Consider the following 18,505-nt stretch of genomic DNA (forward strand, 5'->3'; position numbering starts at 1 on the left):
TGTTGAATTACCCTGCCCTGATGTCAGGCTAAAACCTGTGGGTAACCCAAGGATCAAGAAAAATAGAGGTGAAAGCATGCGGCTCTTGATCCCGGTCAGCTTTCGTCATCCTCGTTGGAATGGAATCACCACCGCAGGCATGCGTTGATGTGTGAATCCATGTTAGTGCCCCCCGCTCATCGTGAGTATTGCGTGAGGTATCGGCTAGCTTCCGCCACTGTCCCCAGCGAGGAATAAACATCGGTACTCGCCGCTGATAGGCGCGAGATGTCGCTGCCAATTCCTTGGCAACATCGAGTATGGCCGAAAAAGCTGAAACAAGCCTGAATGGCTGCTTGGAGCGTTACATGTGTTGTCCATGGGGCCTGCCTCCCGCCGATTCTCACCGTCCAAAGCGTGTGGCAAAGAAGTTGTAGAGCGGGCCGAAGACCAGGGCGACGTACCAGCCGTAGCCGAAGCTTTCAGCCAGGCCCAGGAAGAAGCTTGACCAGCTCAACCAGGTGAAGCCAGGCAGCAGGCGAAGCCAGCTCTCATACATCGCCTGGTCGGGAAACAGCAGGTCGAAGCCGACGCATAGGGTGAAGGTCACGGCCAGAAACAGCCCCAGGCTCATCCCGAGCGTGATCACGGGAATCCGTGGCGTAGCCTGGACCGGCAAGCGGGTTCCGGAGCGAGGCTTGGCTGTCGACGGAACATCGGCATCAGGCATCTTCGTTCTCCGGTTGGGTAGTAAAGTCCTTTGCTGCAGGTGCGAGATATTGTTCGGGCGCGGCCTCGAAGCGCTCCCGGCAGTCACGAGAGCAGAAGTAAAAGACGTGGCCATCGTGGACGCTCGGCTTGGCCCTTTCGGTTCTGACGGTCTTGCCGCAGACGGGATCGACGTCCTCGGCTGGCGGAATCCACTTCAGCCCCTCGGTGGCGTGTGGATCCTCTCGACTATCGTCGCCATGCTTGCTCCTGCCATGGCGGTGCCCCATGACGTGGGCACCACAGCCAAAGCGCATCATCAGAAAGAGGATCGCTGCCCAGATCAGGAAGTAAAACAGTGCGTTCATAAATGCCTCCTCGTGACTTCCGCTAAGCTGTACCCGATACCGAGCCCGCTGGCGTGCTTACGAATGTGCATGCGAAAGAGACTCTCCACGCACAGCGGCCACTCCGGCAGTTGCCTGGATCAATGTGGGGCGGGCACGGGTTTCTCCCGCACAGCCATGTCTGGAAGCGCGGGATCAGGGAGCGAGTCGACTTAGACTCTGTAGCGTTGGGTCAAAAGGTAGACTGGAACCGAAGAGGGGGAGAGGAGAGCGCTTGGCCTGCCGCTGGCGGTGACAACCCGGGGCGCTATGGCTGGGGCCGTCATGCTCAAAGGAAGAGGCTCGAAGTCCAAGTCCTGGCGCTCCAGGCGCAACAGGGCGCTGCCGACATTACGAGTGCCATGGCCATGGTGGCATCGCGGTTGAGGATAGTCTGCGTTGATGAACTCGATGTTCGAGTGCGCATCTGCGTGAGGCTCAACGCCAACCTGGCCAGACACAGTAGAGGAGGGAGCATCTGCCGAGGAAGGGACATCTGCCATTGTGGCGGCGCTAGAGAGCAGTAGCACCATGCCCAGCAGGATGACCAGACCAAAGCGATGCCACGCGGTGGCAGACCGCGAGGATTGCTTGGGAAATGACGCGTGCCTGGCCATGCGGCAGGGCTCCTGCAGAGTGATGAACTGGTCTAATTGGAGCGGACACCCCGGTAAGCCTCATACTAGAGGCATTGGAGGTGTTTGTGGTGGGTCAGCCACGACGACCATGGCGCCTTCGCCGCCCGCGGTGTGCACGGCCAGACGATCTGGATCGATCCCACCGCCGAGATGGTCATTGTGCGTCTGGCCTCCCACCCAGTAGCTGCCAACGCCGCCAATGACCCCACCTCGCTGCCGGCCTATCGGGCCCTGGCCGACTACCTGATGGATCAGGAGCAGTGACCTTCGGGTAGATAGCGTCTCGCTAAGCCTGCGCGGCGGGCGATATGGCGATCCCCCTGCGCACCCCGGAGATTCTGAGCCAGCAGGGCCTCGAGCCCTGGCTCACCTCGGTCGCTGTGTCCCATATAACCTTATTTGGCAACACCCCCACGCCTCTCATGGAAGCGCACCTTGGGGGGGGGCCACTTCAGAATGCGCTTAGCTTGCTTGATGATACAGGGCATCATGGTGAATCGGCAGGGAGGCCGCAAGGCGCGATGTGGCCATGGACGCTAGCCCGTCTCAGCCATGCCCTTATCATATTCTTGCCATCTTTTGGGATCACGTACGAAATCGGCTCCAGGCACGCTATACCATATTTCAGCCTTTTTTTGTGAAGGCACTCCTGACGGCAGGCTCACGCAAAAAACGGCTTATACCATATTTGGCTCGTTTTTGGGGAATTGGAGATTCCAGCCAGCTTCCCTATTCACCATGATGTTTGTTGTACCGTGGGTATGCCACATCGCAACCAGGAGAAACCGATGAGCACGCTCAGCTACCACCACTACTCCCCTTTCACAAGGAGGTACCTCAACGCTGTAAAGAAACAGCTGGGCCTACCCAAAAATGCGCCGTTGGACTACGAGGTCATGAGGCACGTCCTTGAGGATCCGGCTATTCTTTCCTCTATCAATGCCGATATCTTCATGCTTGAGCAATTTCATGCAAAGGCCGGCCATGTGATCATCCCGTCTGCTGCCATCTCCGATAAGGTAAGCAAAGATCAGTTTACGTCAGCAAATCCTCCGTCATGGCAGTGGCCGGCCAAGGTTACTACGGTTTCTGTTCCTCATGGCCAAACTTTTGGCAGCCATAAAGTTGATGGGATATTGGTAGGTTGGATGAAATCATCAGAAATTTCCCGGCAAATGAACAAAATGCTCCGCCACTACAATATTGATGAATGGTACGAGCCCGTAGAGAAAGAAGGGCACAGGCTCACTATAGCAATCAACAGCCCGATAGATGAAGATCCCATTAATCACCCCTGCATGCTGAGGTCAGCATTCACGACATCGGAAATAGGTGACTTTATAAACAACGATGTCATGCTACCCACAGAGCATGGAGCGGATCCACTCATAGCAGAAGAGTATGAGATCCTCCGCGAAGTATCAAATTATATAGTTTCTTTGGGTAGCTATATCACGTCACGCCCTGAGATGGTAAAAGCTGGAAAGCCTACGTGGCTTAAAAACTCCATCCGAAACCAACGGGGGGTGAAGATTCTCGCTATTGAGGGCTAAGTCTCGGGTTTACCCCCCCCCCCCCCGTTCGGCAAATAACTCAGGTCGATTGGCCTGCCACTCCCTCATCGCCTCGATCGGTGATTTAAGTCGACGGGGCGATCGGCACAATACGGTAGATCGAAGCGAGCCCCCGGACGACTCCCGGTGATCGTCGATGAACTCGATCATCACCGGGAGTCGTCCGGGGGCTCCGCCTGGGTAAAAGCGCGGAGGCCTTGCGGAGAATCTCGTTGGCTTGTTTCAACTCTTGGTTCTCGCGTTCCAGGGCCTTGATCCGCTCGCGTTCAGTCGTAGTCGTGCCTTCGCTGAGCCCCGCATCACGTTCAGCCTGACAGACCCAGCTATGCAGCGTCTCTGATGTGCAGCTGATCTTGGGGGCAATGCCACCGTTAGCCGCCTACTGGGAGGGGGAGTCAGGCTTATGGTCGCAGATCATGCGGACGGCCCGCTGACGGACCTTAGGGGGACTCGTTTGGAAGTGTTCATGGCTCCATCCTCTCAAGGTATGGAGCCCCGGGAATCCCGGTACGGTTCATGATGGACGTCACCATAGACCAGGAGGAGAATGCCGCCGAGATCGGCCTGGAGCATAACCTGGGGCTGCCCCTGACCTGGTGAGCGACCTCGACTAAGTGCCCATCTTTCTGGAAAAGTTATCTGCACCCTGCGTGACGCTGGTGCCGACATACAGGAGAGGTGCAAGGAGACCTCCAAGGGCACCTCGCCGTCAGCGGGATCGCGTGCTGAGTGAAGCAGCGTGTGGCCCAAAATGCTGCGGTTATTCTTTGAATCCAGGCTTCCCAGTTGTAGCGTGTTTTTTATGTCATTTTTTCGACTTCGGCCCTTGGAGTTGTTGGGCCGAAGTCTAGGATGGGGGATCCCTGAACTTATAGGTGCTTTGATTTGGTGTGAGACAATAGTGGTTTTGTAGCTGGTGTCCAGAGTATTTCACTTCCCTTGCGTACCAAGCCGGATTTGGTTTTCCGAAAAGCATGGCTGAATTTATTGGATGCAGCACTTTGTGCATCTGCATCTCTGACATATCGTGCGAGTGTGGTTGCAGGGCGAACGCCATAACGTGCTCCCGGAGAGGCGCAGGTCCAAATGTGCCTGAGCGTGATGGCCAGTTCCGGCTCATGGCGATCCAGATAAGCCAGAGCAATGGCACATGCTTCGAGAGTTAGAGCGTCGTGCTCGCAGAGGCTCCATGCATTAGTTGGCTTACCTTGCGAATCGTAGGTGAAAGTTTTTCCTATATCATGGAGTAGGCCTGCTACAAAACCAAGCTCTAGAAGAGCACGTGGCATATTGGGCTCGTTTAGTTTAATCATGGCGACCACATTTCGTGCAACCTCCAGAGAGTGTTCCAGCAGTCCGCCACGGTAGGCATGGTGATGTGAGCGGCTAGCTGGCGCGTTTAGAAATACTTCCAGGCGGTCCTTCCTTTCGATAACACGCCTGATAAAGTTCTTAAGATGAACTGACTTCAGTGAGCGTACAGATGTTACCAATTTATCCAATGATTCGGGAGCAGAGCAGTACGCCCTAGGCAAACTGTGCAAATATGGCTGCATATTGACTTCGTCGCGTGATGCCAGACGGATATCGTGTAGTTTTACATCCAGGCCCAAAGAGTTGCTTCCACACTCGATTCCAGAAACAGTGACTTGGTCAAGGTATCCAATGGGCTCTGGCATGGTTCCGTTATCGACATCCAGGCCAGCAATGTAATCCGTATCGCAGTTGCTCAGACGGAGCTTTATATAGGGAGAGCCATGCTGGTCGAATTCTACGATTCGTCCAGTAAGTCGGTAGACTCCAGAAAAGTTGGATGAGGACCGGCAGGAAGAGTTACTCAGTTTCATCTTCTTTCTCCTTTTTGGAATTAGAGAGAGGTGTTCCGATTAGTCTTTCGAAAGCTGACCCATCCATGCGGGTAGCGTTTGGTATGTAGCGTGAGTAAACTTTGAACAACATCTCAGTGGATGAGTGGCCCAAGATTTTAGCTACCCATTCGGGATTTTCTCCCGAAGCAAGAAAAAGCGTCGCGGCAGTATGTCGTGTCTGGTATGGACGACGCTTTTTCATGCCGAGACGTCGAAGCAGTGGATACCAGACTCGCTTGGTTACGTTGTTGTGATCCAAAGGCTCTCCAAGACGGTTGCAAAAAACATATTCACTTTTGTGTCTTGTGATGGCATGTTGCCGCTTGAGAGCATCCAGTACAGGGCCAAGCAGCGGAATTTCACGCTGAGAACCATCTGTCTTGGTATATTCTGTCTGGCCTCTTATAAGTGTTTCTCGCACTAGGATTTCACGTTTATCGAAATCGATATGTTTCCATTTCAGTCCATCGACTTCTCCGGTCCTTAGCCCAGTGTAAAATCGAACAATATAGTAATTCCGGAAATCGGGCCTAACCTGGCTGGTGATGCGTTCGACTTCTCTCAGTGAAAATGGCTCTATGTGGCTTTTTTTAAGCTTCAGCGGTTTGATATTCCGGTAAGGCGTCTCGAATCCAAGCCGGTCTGCAGCTTCGTCGACTATCATGCGAATAACTGCCATGTGGCTGTTGATCGTTTTTGGAGAAAGCATGACGTTGCTGCCTCTTCCTCTCCGTTGGGCAAGTTTGGCTCTGAACTCGAGGATATTGGATTTCGTGATGTGGGCGGCCGGGATGTCACCGAATTCCGGAATCAAGGAGTTTTCCAATATCGAGTTGACGTTACGTATGTGTGACTGCCGCCACTCTACCTGCATTTCCTGGAACCATTGATTGGCAAATTCCTTGAATGTCACACTTATGAGAGTATCCCTGTTGGAGAGTGATTCATCTTCTTCCCTTTCGCTTTGAGAGTTTTGTTGTTGAATCTTCTTCAAGTTACGACTTCCCGGGAAGAACTCGGCATAGTCGAGCTCGTCCAGCAGAATCTTGGCTTCGACTCGCTGCATCAGCTTCTCGACTTGTTTTCGGTTTGCAGGGGTATCCGTCAGCGCCGTCTGCTCTCGGCAACGCACGCCCTGATAGAAGAAGTCGAGATAGAGTTTTCCTGTTTCCTTGCGGACCCGGACCTTACCCATGACATACCCCTCCACCTGCCATGGGGATCGCCAGATCGTCGCCTGTGGAGCCGGCCAGCATTTCTTGCTCAACCGCTTCCCAGAGGAAAAGGATTTTTCGCCGCCCGAAAGGCTTGATGTAGTGCTTGCCTTCAAGGAGGACGGTGTCCTTGAGGCACTGGCGGATGGTGCGGCAGTCGTACTTGATCCTGGCCGCGAGCTCTTCCGTGGTGAGGTAGGTATAAGAGGTATCCATCGAAAACGCCCTCGCGTGGTGATAGCCTGTGTCTACAAAAGGCATTCGCAGTAGCCAAATGCCATCCTGAATGACATTTTAGCCTGCATAATCACACTTGCAAGGGCTTTTTGTTATCCAGGATAAAAAAATCACCTTTGGGATGGAGTGAGCATGATTCGATGCCACCTGGCGCGCCTGATGGGGGAGCGCAAGATGAAGATCGTGGATGTGGCGCGAGAGACCGGGTTAAACCGCAATACGGTGACGCTTCTCTACAAGGAGACGGCGCAGCGCATCGATCTGGAAGCGTTGGAGAAACTGTGTCGGCTGTTTCAGTGCGAGGTGAGCGATCTTCTGGAGTACGTGCCCGAGGAGCCGTGAGAAAGGGTGGGTGGCCACTTTAGGCGTCTTGTGACGCTGTCTGCCCGAAGGTCGTTGTTCGACGGCAATGGCTGGAAGAGATTTCCGATGGGTGGCACGGGAGTGTCACAGTGGTGTCACAGGCGACTTTTCCTGCAGACAACGAAAAGAGGCAGGCCAGTAAAATACTGACCTGCCTCTAAAATATTGGTAGCGGGGACCGGATTTGAACCGATGACCTTCGGGTTATGAGCCCGACGAGCTACCAGACTGCTCCACCCCGCATCAACGTGTGGCGTATTCTACACGGGATTCACCTTTAGTCAAGCGTAGCCCTCAAACGCTCGTCCCTCACGCCCTCTCTGGGCCATACTGTTCTTGCTTGTCATAAAGATGACAGCTTGATCAAGAACAATGTGCAGTTCGGCCGGCAGGGCCGGAGCACAGTGTCATCATCATCAGGGAGGTATACATGGCCAATTCATCACGCGTCGCCTGGGTCACCGGCGGTACCGGCGGCATCGGTAGTGCGATCTGCCGTTCACTGGCCGCCGAGGGCTACAAGGTAGTGGCCGGCTACCATAACCCGGAGAAGGCCAAGGCCTGGCTCGAGGAGCAGAAGGCCGCCGGCTTCGACAATATCGACATTGCCGGGGTCGACCTGGTCGATTACGACGCTTGCGTGAAGGGCGTCAAGGAGATCGAGGAGAAGCACGGACCGATCGCCGTGCTGGTCAACTGTGCCGGTATCACCCGTGATGGCACCATGAAGAAGATGAGCCCCGAGCAGTGGCACGAGGTCATCGACACCAACCTGAACAGTGTCTTCAACACATGCCGCAGCGTGATCGAGAGCATGCTCGAGCAGCAGTACGGCCGGATCATCAACATCTCCTCGATCAACGGCCGCAAGGGCCAGTTCGGGCAGGTGAACTACGCAGCCGCCAAGGCGGGTATGCACGGCCTGACCATGTCCCTGGCCCAGGAGACTGCCACCAAGGGCATTACCGTCAACACCGTGTCGCCGGGCTATATCGCCACCGACATGATCATGAACATTCCCGAGAAGGTGCGCGAGTCGATCCGTGAAACCATCCCGGTGAAGCGCTACGGCAAGCCCGAGGAGATTGGTCGCCTGGTGGCCTATCTGGCCGACGAGGAGTCCGGTTTCATCACCGGCGCCAATATCGATATCAACGGCGGCCAGTTCATGGGCTGACGCGGGCTGCCGCCTGCCTCTAGGCAGGATAGCGCCACACAGGAGCGCGAGGGAGACCTCGCGCTCCTGTTTCGTTCAGGGGGGTGGGAGGCGCGACAGACGCTCCAGCATATGGTCCAGTTCCCCGACCTCGCGCTCCCATATTGCCGGCGGCACGGGGCCGATGGCCAGCAACTCGGCGAGCACGCCGCGTACCTCCTCGGCCCGGGACGACTCACGCCCCAGGTTGTCGTTGAGGCGTTCGACCTGTATCGCCAGGCGCAGCGGCTCGTCGCGCTGGCTGACGCTCCCCACGGCCAGCAACGAGAGGTGCACTCTCACGCGTGCGAGGCGCTCCTCGACCGTGTCGATTGATGTGGTTTCCTGGCGAGCGGCGTTGCGCCGAGCGTGGGCGCGGCTCATGTCGTCGCCCAGTGTGAGCGCCTTCGGGATTGCTACCTCTCGTGCCTCGCCGCCCTCGAGTCGTGTGGCATCTGCCTCGAGGTGTTCCTCGAGCAGCGTACGCACGGCCTGCCACTCCTCCACCTGCTTGGCCACCGCCAGGCGCTCCAGGCGCTCGCGCCGGGCACGCACGATGCCGGACCAGCGCCGCCGCATGCCCTCGCTGCGGCGTCCCCCGGGGAGTGGCTCCAGCGCGGCGGCCTCGTCGATGGCCCTGGCCAGCTGCGCTGCATCGGCCGGCTGGGCGGGTTGCCAGCTATCCATGCGGTCGATGAGCGCCTGCATGGCGTCCATTCGTTCCCTGGCTCGGCGAACGCGGTCGTCCCGAGCCGCCTCGCGGCTGGCGAAGATGGTGTCGCACAGGCCGCGGAATTCGCGCCACAGCGCCTGTTCCTCGCCCTTGGGGGCGCGGCCCAGCTCCCGCCAGCGACGCTGCAGCGCCTTGGCCTGCTCGGCGCGCCGGGTGGCGGGGCTCTCATCTCCTGACAGCTGGCGGGCCTCCTCGATCAGTTCGCGCTTGGCCTCGGCGATCTCCCGGGCGCGCTGATCGATCAGCGCCTGGAGGCGGTGGCGGATGGCGCCGAAACGCCGTCCGACGGCTTCTGCCTGTTCGCGTGGGACCGGCGAGGCCCGACGCCACTGGTCTCGGGCTCGGTCACGGATCTCGCGCAAGGCGTCGGGGTCGGCTTGCTGGGCGGGGTGGTCGAGGAGTGTCTCGAGCTGTTCGCACAGGGCGATACGCGTCGCCAGGTTGTTATCGCGCTCGGCGTCGAGGCGCGCCCGCCAGGCCGCCAGGCGTTCGTGAATGCGATCCGAGGCGGCGCGGAAGCGCGCCGACTGTTCGCGGTTGGCAGCGGCATCGCCCAGTGACTTCCACTCCTTGACCAGCTGGCGGTGGCGGCGATCCAGAGCGCCCTCCACGCTGGCCTCGTCGTCGGCCAGAGCCTCGATGCCGGCGACCAGCTGTTCGCGTTTGGGGCCGGCCACGAATCCACGCCAGTCGCGCAGCTCGGCCAGCCGGGCACCAAGGCGTTTGAAACGTGCCTCCAAGGGGCGGAAGCGGGTGGCATCGATGCGTTCGGCAAGCTGGCGCAGGTGCTGGTAAAGGCGGCTGGCCGGCTTGAAGGCGCCGCGCTCCAGCAGGCGCTCGAGCTCATCGAGCTGCTCCTCGAAATGCTCTGCGGGCACCACGGCGCTGGCCGGCGTGGTCGCCGGGCTGTTCTCGAGCCGCTGGCGTGTCCTGAGAAGCAGTGGCGTGGGCGCCAGGTCGCCGGGCCAGTCGATCGCCGTGAGCAATCCCTGGAGACGCTCCTTGTCGTCATCCTCGAGGGCCCGCTCCAGTTCACCGGCGCGCTGGGTGAGGCGCACCCAGGCACCGCCGATCGCCTCGAAGCGGCCCAGGGCAGCGTCGTAACGCCGGCGCAGCGTTTCATCGGTGACATGGTGGTCGGCGAGCTCCTGCCAGCGGTGGGCCAGCAGTCGCTTCTGGGCGCGCAGGCTGTCGATATCCTGGGCCCCCAGCGTCTCGCTGCGCTCGAGTGCCTCGAGGCTCTCTTCCAGCGCCTCCACCAGGCTCTCGCTGGCCTGCTGGGCGTCCTCGCGGTGGCGATGGGCGGCGGCATTGGCGCGCTGTTGCGCCTCGTGATCCTCGACCACCTTGCGACAGCGCAGACAGGCGTCGTGGTAGCGGCGCTCCAGGCTTGCGTCGGGGGTATCCTCGAGCTGCTGCCATTCGCGCATCAGGTGACGCAGGCGTCCGGCATAGAGCGGCTCCCAGGGGGCGCCGGCGTGGCGCTCCAGGGCCTGCACCAGCGACTCGCGACGCTCCCGGGCGGCGGCCAGCTCGGCGGCGTCGGCGCGGCGGCGGTTGAGACGCTCGCGGGCCTGGCGCATGACCTGGCGGTCGCGCTTCGCCTCGCGCACCAGCCGTGACAGGCCAGCGTCGCTGTCGACCCTGGCCGCCGCGGCATGGCGTACCGCGGCGATGCCGTTGTCACAGGCCTGTCGCACCAGGGCCGCCTCGTCCTGTAAGCGCTCGATCGCCGCCAGGCGCAGCTGCTGGTTGTCGCCCTCGAGGGCGATCGCCTCGAGCAGCGCGGTATCGCTGAGTCGACCGACCATGGCGACCCGGGCGGAAAGCTCCAGCTGTCCCTCCTTGCCGCAGACGAGTGCCGTCAGGCGGCGTTCGAGTTCCGGCGAGTGCCCCTCTTCGTCGAGCAGGGCGATCAGCCCCTCGGGGTCCTCGAGCCGTGCGAGCGCTGCAGTGCGCACGGCCGGGTCGGTGTCCGCTGCCAGTCGCTCCAGGGCGCGACGATGATCGTCGCGGGCGGGGTCAAGGCGCGCGATAGCCTGGCGACGCACGCCAGGGTCGGGGTGCTGCCAGCGGGGGGCGAAGAGGCGGCGGAAGAGTCCGGACATTGGGTATCCTGGCGTGGGCGGCATTGCGTGCCGGGGCACTCCCGCCCGTATCGTTGTTGGTCAATCCTGTGATGGCTATCTAAGCATGCGTCGCGGCTGGGGAAAAGTCCGTGTCCGGGGCGGTCCTGTGGCTATACGGCGACACTGACAGGTGGTGCTCGTCGCGCGTATGATGGAGTTGCAGGGGAGGTGCGAGTCGCTTAGCTTTGACTCTACTCCCATCACAGCGACCTGGAGTTCGGCAATGAGCCTCAAACTGGACAGGGAAAGCGCAGCCTTCACTTTCAAGGGAGGCATGCTGCCGATGACGGTCATGGAGCTGGCCAGTGCCGATCCCGAGCAGATTCGCGATCAGCTCGCCGGCAAGCTCAGTCAGTCGCCGGCCTTCTTCCAGCACACGCCGGTAGTGCTCAGCGTGGAGAAGCTTGACGAGCCTCACCTGGCCCTCGAACGCATCTGTGCGGTGTGTCGTGGCCACAAGCTGTTGCCCGTGGCCGTGCGTGGCGGTGCCGACCCGGTCAAGCAGTCGGCGTGGGCCCTGGGCCTGGGCTGGTTTCCGCCCCAGGAGAGTGGCCGGGCGCGCCCCCTGGAGAGCGTTGCCGCCGGCGAGGCACCAGTTGCCGACGAGTCGGTCGACCTGGAGGTGCCGCCAGGCGTCGCTAGCGGCGGGCGTATCTTCCGCGGCACGGTGCGCTCCGGGCAGCAGATCACCTCGCCCAGCGGTGACCTGGTGGTGGTCGGTGCCGTCAATGCCGGCGCCGAGGTGCTCGCCGCGGGTAGCGTGCACGTCTATGGCGCGCTGCGCGGCCGCGCCCTGGCCGGAATCCATGGTGACCCCCAGGCCAGCATCTTCTGCCGTGAGCTCCATGCCGAGCTGCTTTCGGTGGCCGGCAACTACAAGCGCCTCGAGGACATCGACCGACGGTTGCTGGGAACTCCAGTGCAGGTGCGCCTCGACGGGGATCAGCTGGGCATTACCTCGCTCGCCTGAGCGGCATGCCCCTCGATAGCCCGATCCATTTCAACGACACGACAGGAAGCGACTCTTGGCCAAGATCATCGTTGTGACCTCCGGCAAGGGAGGCGTCGGCAAGACAACCAGTGCGGCAGCCATTGCCACCGGCCTGGCACTGCGCGGCAACAAGACCGTGGTCATCGACTTCGACGTAGGGCTGCGCAATCTGGACCTGATCATGGGCTGCGAGCGCCGCGTGGTCTACGATCTGGTGAACGTCATCCAGGGAGAGGCGGGGCTGAGTCAGGCGCTGATCCGCGACAAGCGCGTGGACAACCTGCATATCCTCCCGGCCTCCCAGACCCGCGACAAGGATGCCCTGACCCTGGAGGGGGTCGAGAAGGTACTCGATACCCTGAGCAAGGACTTCGACTACATCCTCTGCGACTCCCCTGCAGGCATCGAGCGTGGCGCCCAGTTGGCGATGTACTTTGCCGACGAGGCGATCGTGGTCACCAATCCCGAGGTCTCCTCGGTGCGTGACTCCGACCGCATCCTCGGCCTGCTGGCCTCCAAGACCCGGCGCGCCGAGCGCGGCGAGGATGAGATCAAGCAGCACCTGCTGATCACCCGTTACAACGCCATGCGGGTCGACACCGGCGACATGCTCAACCTCGAGGATATCCGCGAGATCCTGGCCATCGACCTGATCGGCCTGATTCCGGAGTCCGAGGCGGTGCTGCGTGCGTCTAACCAGGGGGTGCCGGTGACCCACGACAACGATAGCGATGCCGGCCAGGCCTACGCCGATACCGTGTCGCGTCTGCTCGGCGAGGAGGTGCCCCTGCGCTTCCACGAGTACCAGAAGAAGAGTCTGCTGAGCCGCATGTTCGGAGGAGGTCGTCGTTGAAACTGCTTGAATTCCTGAAGCGAGAACGCAAGAAGTCCGCGTCGGTCGCCAAGGAGCGGCTGCAGATCATCGTGGCTCACCAGCGCAGCCAGCGCGGGCAGCCCGATTACATGCCGATGCTCGAGCGCGAGCTGCTGGAGGTGATCCGTCGCTACGTCCAGGTGGACGACGATGCCATCAACATCAGCCTCGACAGCGAGGACAACTGCTCCGTGCTGGAGCTCAACGTGACCCTGCCCAAGGGCTCGCCGGGCTGAGCCAGCGCCCCTGATGCCTGGAAGCCGTGATAGCCCTGCGGGCCGAGCCAGGCTGGCTGAGCGCACCGCGGGGCTGTGCTAGGCTGTGGCCTCCATGCTGAATCGCCGGAGAGACCTTGCCCATGGCGCCGCCTGACGCCCCGCAGACCTTCCTGTGGCACGACTACGAGACCTTCGGTGCCGATCCGCGGCGCGACCGGCCCTCCCAGTTCGCCGCGATCCGCACCGATGCCGAGTTCAACGAGATCGGTGAGCCGGTCACCCTGTACTGCCGGCCGGCCGATGACTTCCTGCCCCATCCCCAGGCCTGCCTGGTCACCGGCATCACCCCCCAGCAGGCGCGCCGCCGCGGGGTGCCCGAGGCGCAGTTCGCCGGACAGATCGAGGCGCTGATGAGCGCGCCGGCTACCTGCTCGGTGGGCTACAACAGCGTGCGCTTCGATGACGAGGTCAGTCGTCACCTCTTCTACCGTAACCTCCTCGATCCCTATGCCCGGGAGTGGCAGAACGGCAACTCCCGCTGGGACCTGATCGACGTGGTACGGGCCTTTCACGCCCTGCGCCCGGAGGGACTCGAGTGGCCGCGTCGGGAGGATGGTGCCCCCAGCTTCAGGCTCGAGGACCTCACCGCCGCCAACGGCATCGAGCACGCCGGGGCTCACGATGCCCTGGCCGATGTACGCGCCACCATCGCCCTGGCCCGGCGCCTGCGCGAGGCCAATGCCAATCTCTTCAACCTGCTGTTGAGCCGGCGCGGCAAGCGCGCCGTGGGCAAGCTGCTCGATGTGCCCGGGCGCAAGCCGCTGCTGCATATCTCGCGGCGCTACCCTGCCAGCCGCGGCTGCGCCGCCCTGGTGGTGCCGCTGGCCGAGCACCCCACCAATCCCAACGGGGTAGTCGTCTACGACCTCTCGGTGGATCCGGCGCCGCTCTTCGAACTCTCCGCCGAGCAGATTCGCCAGCGGGTCTTCGTCAGCAACGATGACCTGGCCGAGGGTGTCGAGCGCATTCCGCTCAAGGTGATCCATATCAATAAGTGTCCGGTGCTCTTCCCGGCCGGCGCCCTCAAGGACGTGGCGGGGGAGCGCAAGGGACAGTACGGCGAGATCGTCGAGCGCCTGGGCCTGGACATGGCGGCCTGTCGTGACCACTGGAAGCGCCTGGCCAGCCACCCCGAAGTGGCCTCCCGGGCCGCCGAGGTGTTCGCCGAGCCGCCCCCGGCGGGTCCGGAGGATCCCGACCTGATGCTCTACTCGGGGGGCTTCTTCTCGCCGGCGGATCGCCAGCAGATGCAGCGGGTACGGGATACCGATCCCTGGGACCTGGTGGGGGCCACTTTTGCCTTTCAGGACCCTCGCCTGGAGGAGATGCTGTTCCGGTACCGGGCGCGCAGCTTCCCCGAGACGCTGGAGGGCGAGGAGCTCGCCCGGTGGGAGGCCGACCGCTGGGCGCGCATGAATGACGCCGAGGTGGCGAGCCTCACCCTCAAGGGCTTCGCCCGGGAGATCGAGCGACTCAACCAGGTCGAGCTGACCGATCGTGATCGCCAGGTCCTCGAGGAGCTGGTGATGCACGTCGAAGCCATACTGCCGCCCCAGGCCTTCGATGCTTGAGAACATAAGAGCTAAGGGCTGATCTGATCGCGGGGCTGACCCGGCGGCAGGCCTTCGAGGAGGCGCTGTGAACCCATCCCTGGGCGCTACCGAGGCCATCCCTGGCGTAGGACCTCCTCTTCGGCCTGCCCCCTGCGCCCCTTACTCCTGGCCCTCCGGCAGCGGTACGAGGTGCTTGGTCAGTGCCAGCACGTCGTCGGGCTCATCGCCCGGATCGAAGGCGACCGCCACCGTCGGCGCGTCGCGCAACGCCTGCCAGGCCTGGCGCAGTTCGTCCGGGCTCACCGCGAGCACCCGCTCGGCCAGCCGCTCGCGGCGATCGAAGTCGGTGTCACCGTAGGCCAGGGCCCGCCACAGGCGGTCGGTGCGGCCCCCCAGGCTGGTGTCGCGCCGGGTCAGCTCGGCGTGCACCGCCTGGCGATAGGCGGCCAGGTCATCCTCCTCAAGCGTCGCCAGGGTCGCCTCGAAGTCGTCGAGGAAGGCGTCGACGTGTTCGCCGATCGCCTCGCTCCCGGTCTCGGGTGACTGCACCATCAGGGCGAGTCCCGGGGCGTCCAGCATCGGCGAGTAGCCGGCGTTGACCACGTAGCCGAGCTGCTGCTCGGTGCGCAGGCGCTGGTAGAAGGGCGTGTCGATCAACTGCCCCAGCACCGCCAGGCGCGCCTGGCTCGAGAGCGAGCGGTCCGGGCCCTGCAGGTAGCGCAGCAGTATCGATTCCTCGCGACTGGTGTGCGGGGTCAGGATGGGCAGGTCCGTGGCGGCATCCAGGGGCACCAGCTCGGGAATCGCATCGGCGGAGAGCGTCGGGGCGAGGGTATCGGCCACCCGGCGCGCGATGGTGTCGGCCTGCTCGGCACCGAGGTTGCCCACCGCCATGGCTTCCAGGCGCAGCTCGCCGAGGAAGGCATCGCGGAAGTCGCGCAGGTCCTCGGTCGTCAGGCCTTCGCTTTCCTCGAGCAGCGCCGCGCTGGGCCACTGGGGACGCACCAGGGCCTCGGCCAGGGTGCGGCTGGCCTGGCGGTGCAGCGGGTCCTGGGGGGCATTGCGCCACTCGCGCTGCAGGCGGTAGCGCACTCGCTCGAAGGTGGCCGGGGTGATCTCGCCCTCCTGCAGCTGCTCGATCACGCGCTCCATCACCACCTCCTGGCGGTCGCGCCAGCCGGAGAAGGCCAGTGTGATGCCCCGGGCGTGGGCATAGGCATCGACCCCCTGGCCGGCCAGCCGTGCCGGATAGAGCGCCTCGTTCAGGCTGTCCTCCAGCCAGCCGGCGAGCAGTCGGGCCAGCACCGCGGCGCGGGGCGCCTCGGCGGCACGCGGGTGCTGTAGGCTGAAACGCCACTCCGCCTTGGGCGTGTCGAAGCTGGCGTCGGCCATGTGCCAGAAGGCGAAGGCGGGCTCGTCGATCCGCTGCCGCGGGCGATCGTCCTGGGCGTCGAGCAGCGTGAGGTCCTCGGCGATATAGGGGTTGGGCTCGGGCAGCGCCAGCTCGTCGAGGAGCCTGCCGTCGGTGCTGTGCATGTCGTCACGCCAGGGGGCGTTGAACCAGGGCGAGGTCTGCTCGCCCTCGACGTCCGGGGCGCTGTAGAGGCGGATCAGGTTGTCGGGGGTAAGTGCGGCCAGGTAGTCGCGGGTACGCTCGCGGTCGAAGCCGTCCATGCGGTAGTCGGCATACTGCACATCCTCCACCGGGAAGCGCGCCAGGTTCATGGCCAGGCGCATGGCGTCCTGCAGGGGCGAGCCGTGCTGCTGAAACTGGAAGCTCTGTTCGGCCAGGCGCGCCTGCTGCTCATAGCGCCACGCCTCGGGGCCGGCCTCGCGGATCGTCTCGATGGCGGCGAACAGGCTGGCCTCGATGGCGTCGCGTTGCTCGGCGCCCTCCGGGGTCAGGCTGAGGCTGACGGTGAACAGGGCATGTCGGCCATCGCCCCGGGAGACCCCGGCGGAGAGGCCGTCGGCCCAGCCCGCCTGGCGCAGGGCGGCGAGCAGGCTGCCCTCGCCCTCATGACCCAGCAGGTGGGCGATCAGGTCGGCGGGCTTGTGGCGGTACTCGGCGACGGGGTCGGGTGCCGGGAAGAAGAAGCGCAGCTGACGACTGTCACGCAGCGACTGCACGGCGACCCGCCGGGGCAGCGACTCCGGCAGGGCCAGCGGGGTGGCGATCTCGGGGCGCTCGAGGCCGCGATCGGGCACCCTGGCGAAGCGCTCGGCGATCAGTGTCTCCAGCTCGTCCAGGGGCTGGGGGGCGACTACCGCCAGGTGCATGACGTTGGCGCCGTAGTGCGCCTCGTAGAAGTCGATGACCCGCTGGCGCAGGCTAGGCTCGCCCTCGGGGCGATCGGCCAGGGTCTCGCGGCTGCCCACCGAGAAGCCGGTGAAGGGGTGTTCCGGGTTCAGCAGGCGGTCGAGCACGTCGTTCTCGCGTCGACCCTCGTCGCGGATGCGCGCCATGTACTCGGAGTGCACCACGTTGCGCTCACTCTCCAGGCGGTCGGCGTTGAACAGCGGGGCGATGAAGAACTGGCTGAAGCGGTCCAGGGCGCCTTCGAGGGCATCCGGCTCGATATCGAAGAAGTAGTTGGTGTCCTGGGGGGCGGTGAAGGCGTTGTGGCTGCCGCCGTGGCGGGTCAGGTAGCCCTGATAGGCGTCCGCCTCGGGGTAGGGCTCGGTGCCCAGGAACAGCATGTGCTCGAGGAAGTGGGCGAGGCCGGCCAGGTCACCGGGGTCCTGGGCGCTGCCCACCGACACATTGAGGGAGGCCGCCGCCTTGTCGGCCTCGGGGTCGCTGACCAGCAGGGCGGTGAGGCCGTTGTCCAGGGTCACCACGCGATAGTCGCGCTCGTCGTTGGGGCTGACGCGGGGCGTGGTGGCGTCGGCCACCTCATCGATGCTCTCGGCCCGGGTCGGGGCGGCGAGCACCAGCAGGGCGAGCAGCTGCAGGCACATCAAGCAGAGGGGCAGCAGCCGCACGAGCGGCGCGAGGGTCTGGGCGCGGGTCATCGTCTCTCCAGGGAGTTCTGGTGGCGTAGCATGGGGCCTACCGGATAGGCGCAGGCCGCCTCCTGGTTCGCCGGGTTGTTCACACGTCTTGATACCGGGAAAGCGCCGAGGAGTTCCCGTGGTGCCGCGGCCAGCATGGCCTGGGCAGTCTCTGCCGGCGTCTGCGGGTCGAGCCAGCGCCGTGTGTCGTCGGAAGGGATGACCGCCGGCAGGCGGTCGCCGAGCGGCGCCAGCAGGGCGTTGGTCGGCACCGTGATCAGCGCCAGGGAATCGGTGTGCTCGGCGAGGCTGGTGTGGAAGCGACACCAGAGGGCGGCCAGCAGCAGCGGGCCGCGGTCGACCCGGGTGACCAGGAAGGGCTGCTTGGCGCGCGGCTGAGATTTCCAGACATAGATACCGGTGGCCGGAACCAGGCAGCGCCGGGCCTGGAAGGCCTCGCGAAACATGCGGCGCTCGGCCAGTGACTCCGCCCGTGCGCAGTGGGGGGCGTGGTCCAGTACCGTGAGCCAGGGCGGCGTCAGCCCCCAGAACAGCCGTCCCAGGTGCGGTCGGCCGGCCTCCAGGCGAATGCCCGAGAGCATGCGGCGGGGTGCCAGGTTGGCACTGGTCACCTGAGGCATGTCCATCACCAGGTCGGGCAGCAGCTGGCTGAAGTCGATCGGTGCGATATGCAGTCGGCCGGCCATGGGAGCTCCGGGTCAGGGTGCGTCAGGGTAACACAGCTATCGAAAACAGTGTTCGATGTGCGCTATCCTTGGGGGCCTTCACGC

At 63.0% G+C, this 18,505-nt stretch carries 16 protein-coding genes, 1 tRNA gene and 1 pseudogene; 8 read left to right on the forward strand and 10 right to left on the reverse strand.

Annotated elements, in window-relative coordinates:
- Positions 1–382 precede the first annotated feature (382 nt).
- The gene (locus LWH48_RS09175) at positions 383–709 is read right to left on the reverse strand and encodes a DUF5676 family membrane protein (protein ID WP_083970599.1); all 327 of its coding nucleotides are present in this window, start codon (positions 707–709) and stop codon (positions 383–385) included.
- Complete coding sequence (locus tag LWH48_RS09180; protein ID WP_023004669.1) at positions 702–1,055, reverse strand: YHS domain-containing protein; 354 nt, start codon at positions 1,053–1,055, stop codon at positions 702–704. The genes LWH48_RS09175 and LWH48_RS09180 overlap by 8 nt, the downstream gene beginning before the upstream one ends.
- A gap of 719 nt (positions 1,056–1,774) precedes the next feature.
- On the opposite strand from LWH48_RS09180, the gene LWH48_RS09185 reads away from it, so the two are divergent.
- Positions 1,775–1,975, forward strand: a complete 201-nt coding sequence (locus LWH48_RS09185; protein ID WP_232912309.1) for a hypothetical protein — start codon at positions 1,775–1,777, stop codon at positions 1,973–1,975.
- A 524-nt stretch (positions 1,976–2,499) separates the two neighbouring features.
- Positions 2,500–3,264 (forward strand): hypothetical protein, encoded by a 765-nt coding sequence (locus tag LWH48_RS09190; RefSeq protein WP_152527132.1) that lies wholly within the window; start codon positions 2,500–2,502, stop codon positions 3,262–3,264.
- An 88-nt stretch (positions 3,265–3,352) separates the two neighbouring features.
- Here LWH48_RS09190 and LWH48_RS09195 read toward each other — a convergent pair.
- The 4 genes and pseudogenes from LWH48_RS09195 to LWH48_RS09210 form a co-directional block, all read right to left on the reverse strand.
- Positions 3,353–3,703 (reverse strand): annotated as a pseudogene (locus tag LWH48_RS09195) (IS3 family transposase); the annotation flags it as partial.
- A 451-nt stretch (positions 3,704–4,154) separates the two neighbouring features.
- Entirely contained in the window at positions 4,155–5,132 is a 978-nt protein-coding gene (locus LWH48_RS09200; RefSeq protein ID WP_232912310.1) for a TraI domain-containing protein, read from the reverse strand.
- Positions 5,119–6,348: a tyrosine-type recombinase/integrase gene (locus tag LWH48_RS09205; RefSeq protein WP_232912311.1), complete on the reverse strand. Its 1,230-nt coding sequence runs from the start codon at positions 6,346–6,348 to the stop codon at positions 5,119–5,121. The genes LWH48_RS09200 and LWH48_RS09205 overlap by 14 nt, the downstream gene beginning before the upstream one ends.
- Positions 6,341–6,583 (reverse strand): hypothetical protein, encoded by a 243-nt coding sequence (locus tag LWH48_RS09210; RefSeq protein WP_232912312.1) that lies wholly within the window; start codon positions 6,581–6,583, stop codon positions 6,341–6,343. The genes LWH48_RS09205 and LWH48_RS09210 overlap by 8 nt, the downstream gene beginning before the upstream one ends.
- A 153-nt stretch (positions 6,584–6,736) precedes the next feature.
- Here LWH48_RS09210 and LWH48_RS09215 point away from each other — a divergent pair, with 153 nt between their 5' ends.
- A complete protein-coding gene (locus LWH48_RS09215) occupies positions 6,737–6,946 on the forward strand; it encodes a helix-turn-helix domain-containing protein (RefSeq protein ID WP_023005485.1) in 210 nt (69 codons plus the stop codon).
- Between the two features lie 187 nt (positions 6,947–7,133).
- Here the strand turns inward: LWH48_RS09215 and LWH48_RS09220 are convergent.
- Positions 7,134–7,210 (reverse strand) — tRNA-Met (locus LWH48_RS09220).
- 187 nt (positions 7,211–7,397) lie between these two features.
- Between LWH48_RS09220 and phbB the strand changes: the two genes are divergently transcribed.
- A complete protein-coding gene (gene phbB / locus LWH48_RS09225; protein ID WP_161429992.1) occupies positions 7,398–8,144 on the forward strand; it encodes an acetoacetyl-CoA reductase in 747 nt (248 codons plus the stop codon).
- Positions 8,145–8,219: 75 nt separating this feature from the next.
- On the opposite strand, the gene LWH48_RS09230 is transcribed toward phbB, so the two are convergent.
- The gene (locus LWH48_RS09230; RefSeq protein ID WP_232912313.1) at positions 8,220–11,003 is read right to left on the reverse strand and encodes a DUF349 domain-containing protein; all 2,784 of its coding nucleotides are present in this window, start codon (positions 11,001–11,003) and stop codon (positions 8,220–8,222) included.
- A 244-nt stretch (positions 11,004–11,247) separates the two neighbouring features.
- Here LWH48_RS09230 and minC point away from each other — a divergent pair, with 244 nt between their 5' ends.
- The 4 genes from minC (at position 11,248) to sbcB (ending at position 14,738) form a co-directional block, all read left to right on the forward strand.
- Positions 11,248–11,994, forward strand: a complete 747-nt coding sequence (minC, locus tag LWH48_RS09235) for a septum site-determining protein MinC (protein ID WP_232912314.1) — start codon at positions 11,248–11,250, stop codon at positions 11,992–11,994.
- Positions 11,995–12,049: 55 nt separating this feature from the next.
- Positions 12,050–12,868 (forward strand): septum site-determining protein MinD, encoded by an 819-nt coding sequence (gene minD, locus LWH48_RS09240; RefSeq protein WP_161429995.1) that lies wholly within the window; start codon positions 12,050–12,052, stop codon positions 12,866–12,868.
- Complete coding sequence (minE, locus tag LWH48_RS09245; protein WP_161429996.1) at positions 12,865–13,125, forward strand: cell division topological specificity factor MinE; 261 nt, start codon at positions 12,865–12,867, stop codon at positions 13,123–13,125. Before minD ends, minE begins: the two co-directional genes overlap by 4 nt.
- Positions 13,126–13,247: 122 nt before the next feature.
- A complete protein-coding gene (sbcB, locus tag LWH48_RS09250) occupies positions 13,248–14,738 on the forward strand; it encodes an exodeoxyribonuclease I (protein ID WP_232912315.1) in 1,491 nt (496 codons plus the stop codon).
- Positions 14,739–14,879: 141 nt separating this feature from the next.
- Here the strand turns inward: sbcB and LWH48_RS09255 are convergent, their stop codons facing one another.
- Positions 14,880–17,735 carry an insulinase family protein gene (locus LWH48_RS09255; protein WP_232912316.1) on the reverse strand — a complete coding sequence of 952 codons (2,856 nt, stop codon included), beginning with the start codon at positions 17,733–17,735 and terminating at the stop codon, positions 14,880–14,882.
- Positions 17,732–18,421 carry an SOS response-associated peptidase gene (locus LWH48_RS09260; RefSeq protein ID WP_232912317.1) on the reverse strand — a complete coding sequence of 230 codons (690 nt, stop codon included), beginning with the start codon at positions 18,419–18,421 and terminating at the stop codon, positions 17,732–17,734. The genes LWH48_RS09255 and LWH48_RS09260 overlap by 4 nt, the downstream gene beginning before the upstream one ends.
- Positions 18,422–18,505: the final 84 nt, after the last annotated feature.

The sequence above is a fragment of the Halomonas sp. G15 genome (assembly GCF_021282295.1).
GTDB lineage: Bacteria > Pseudomonadota > Gammaproteobacteria > Pseudomonadales > Halomonadaceae > Halomonas > Halomonas alimentaria.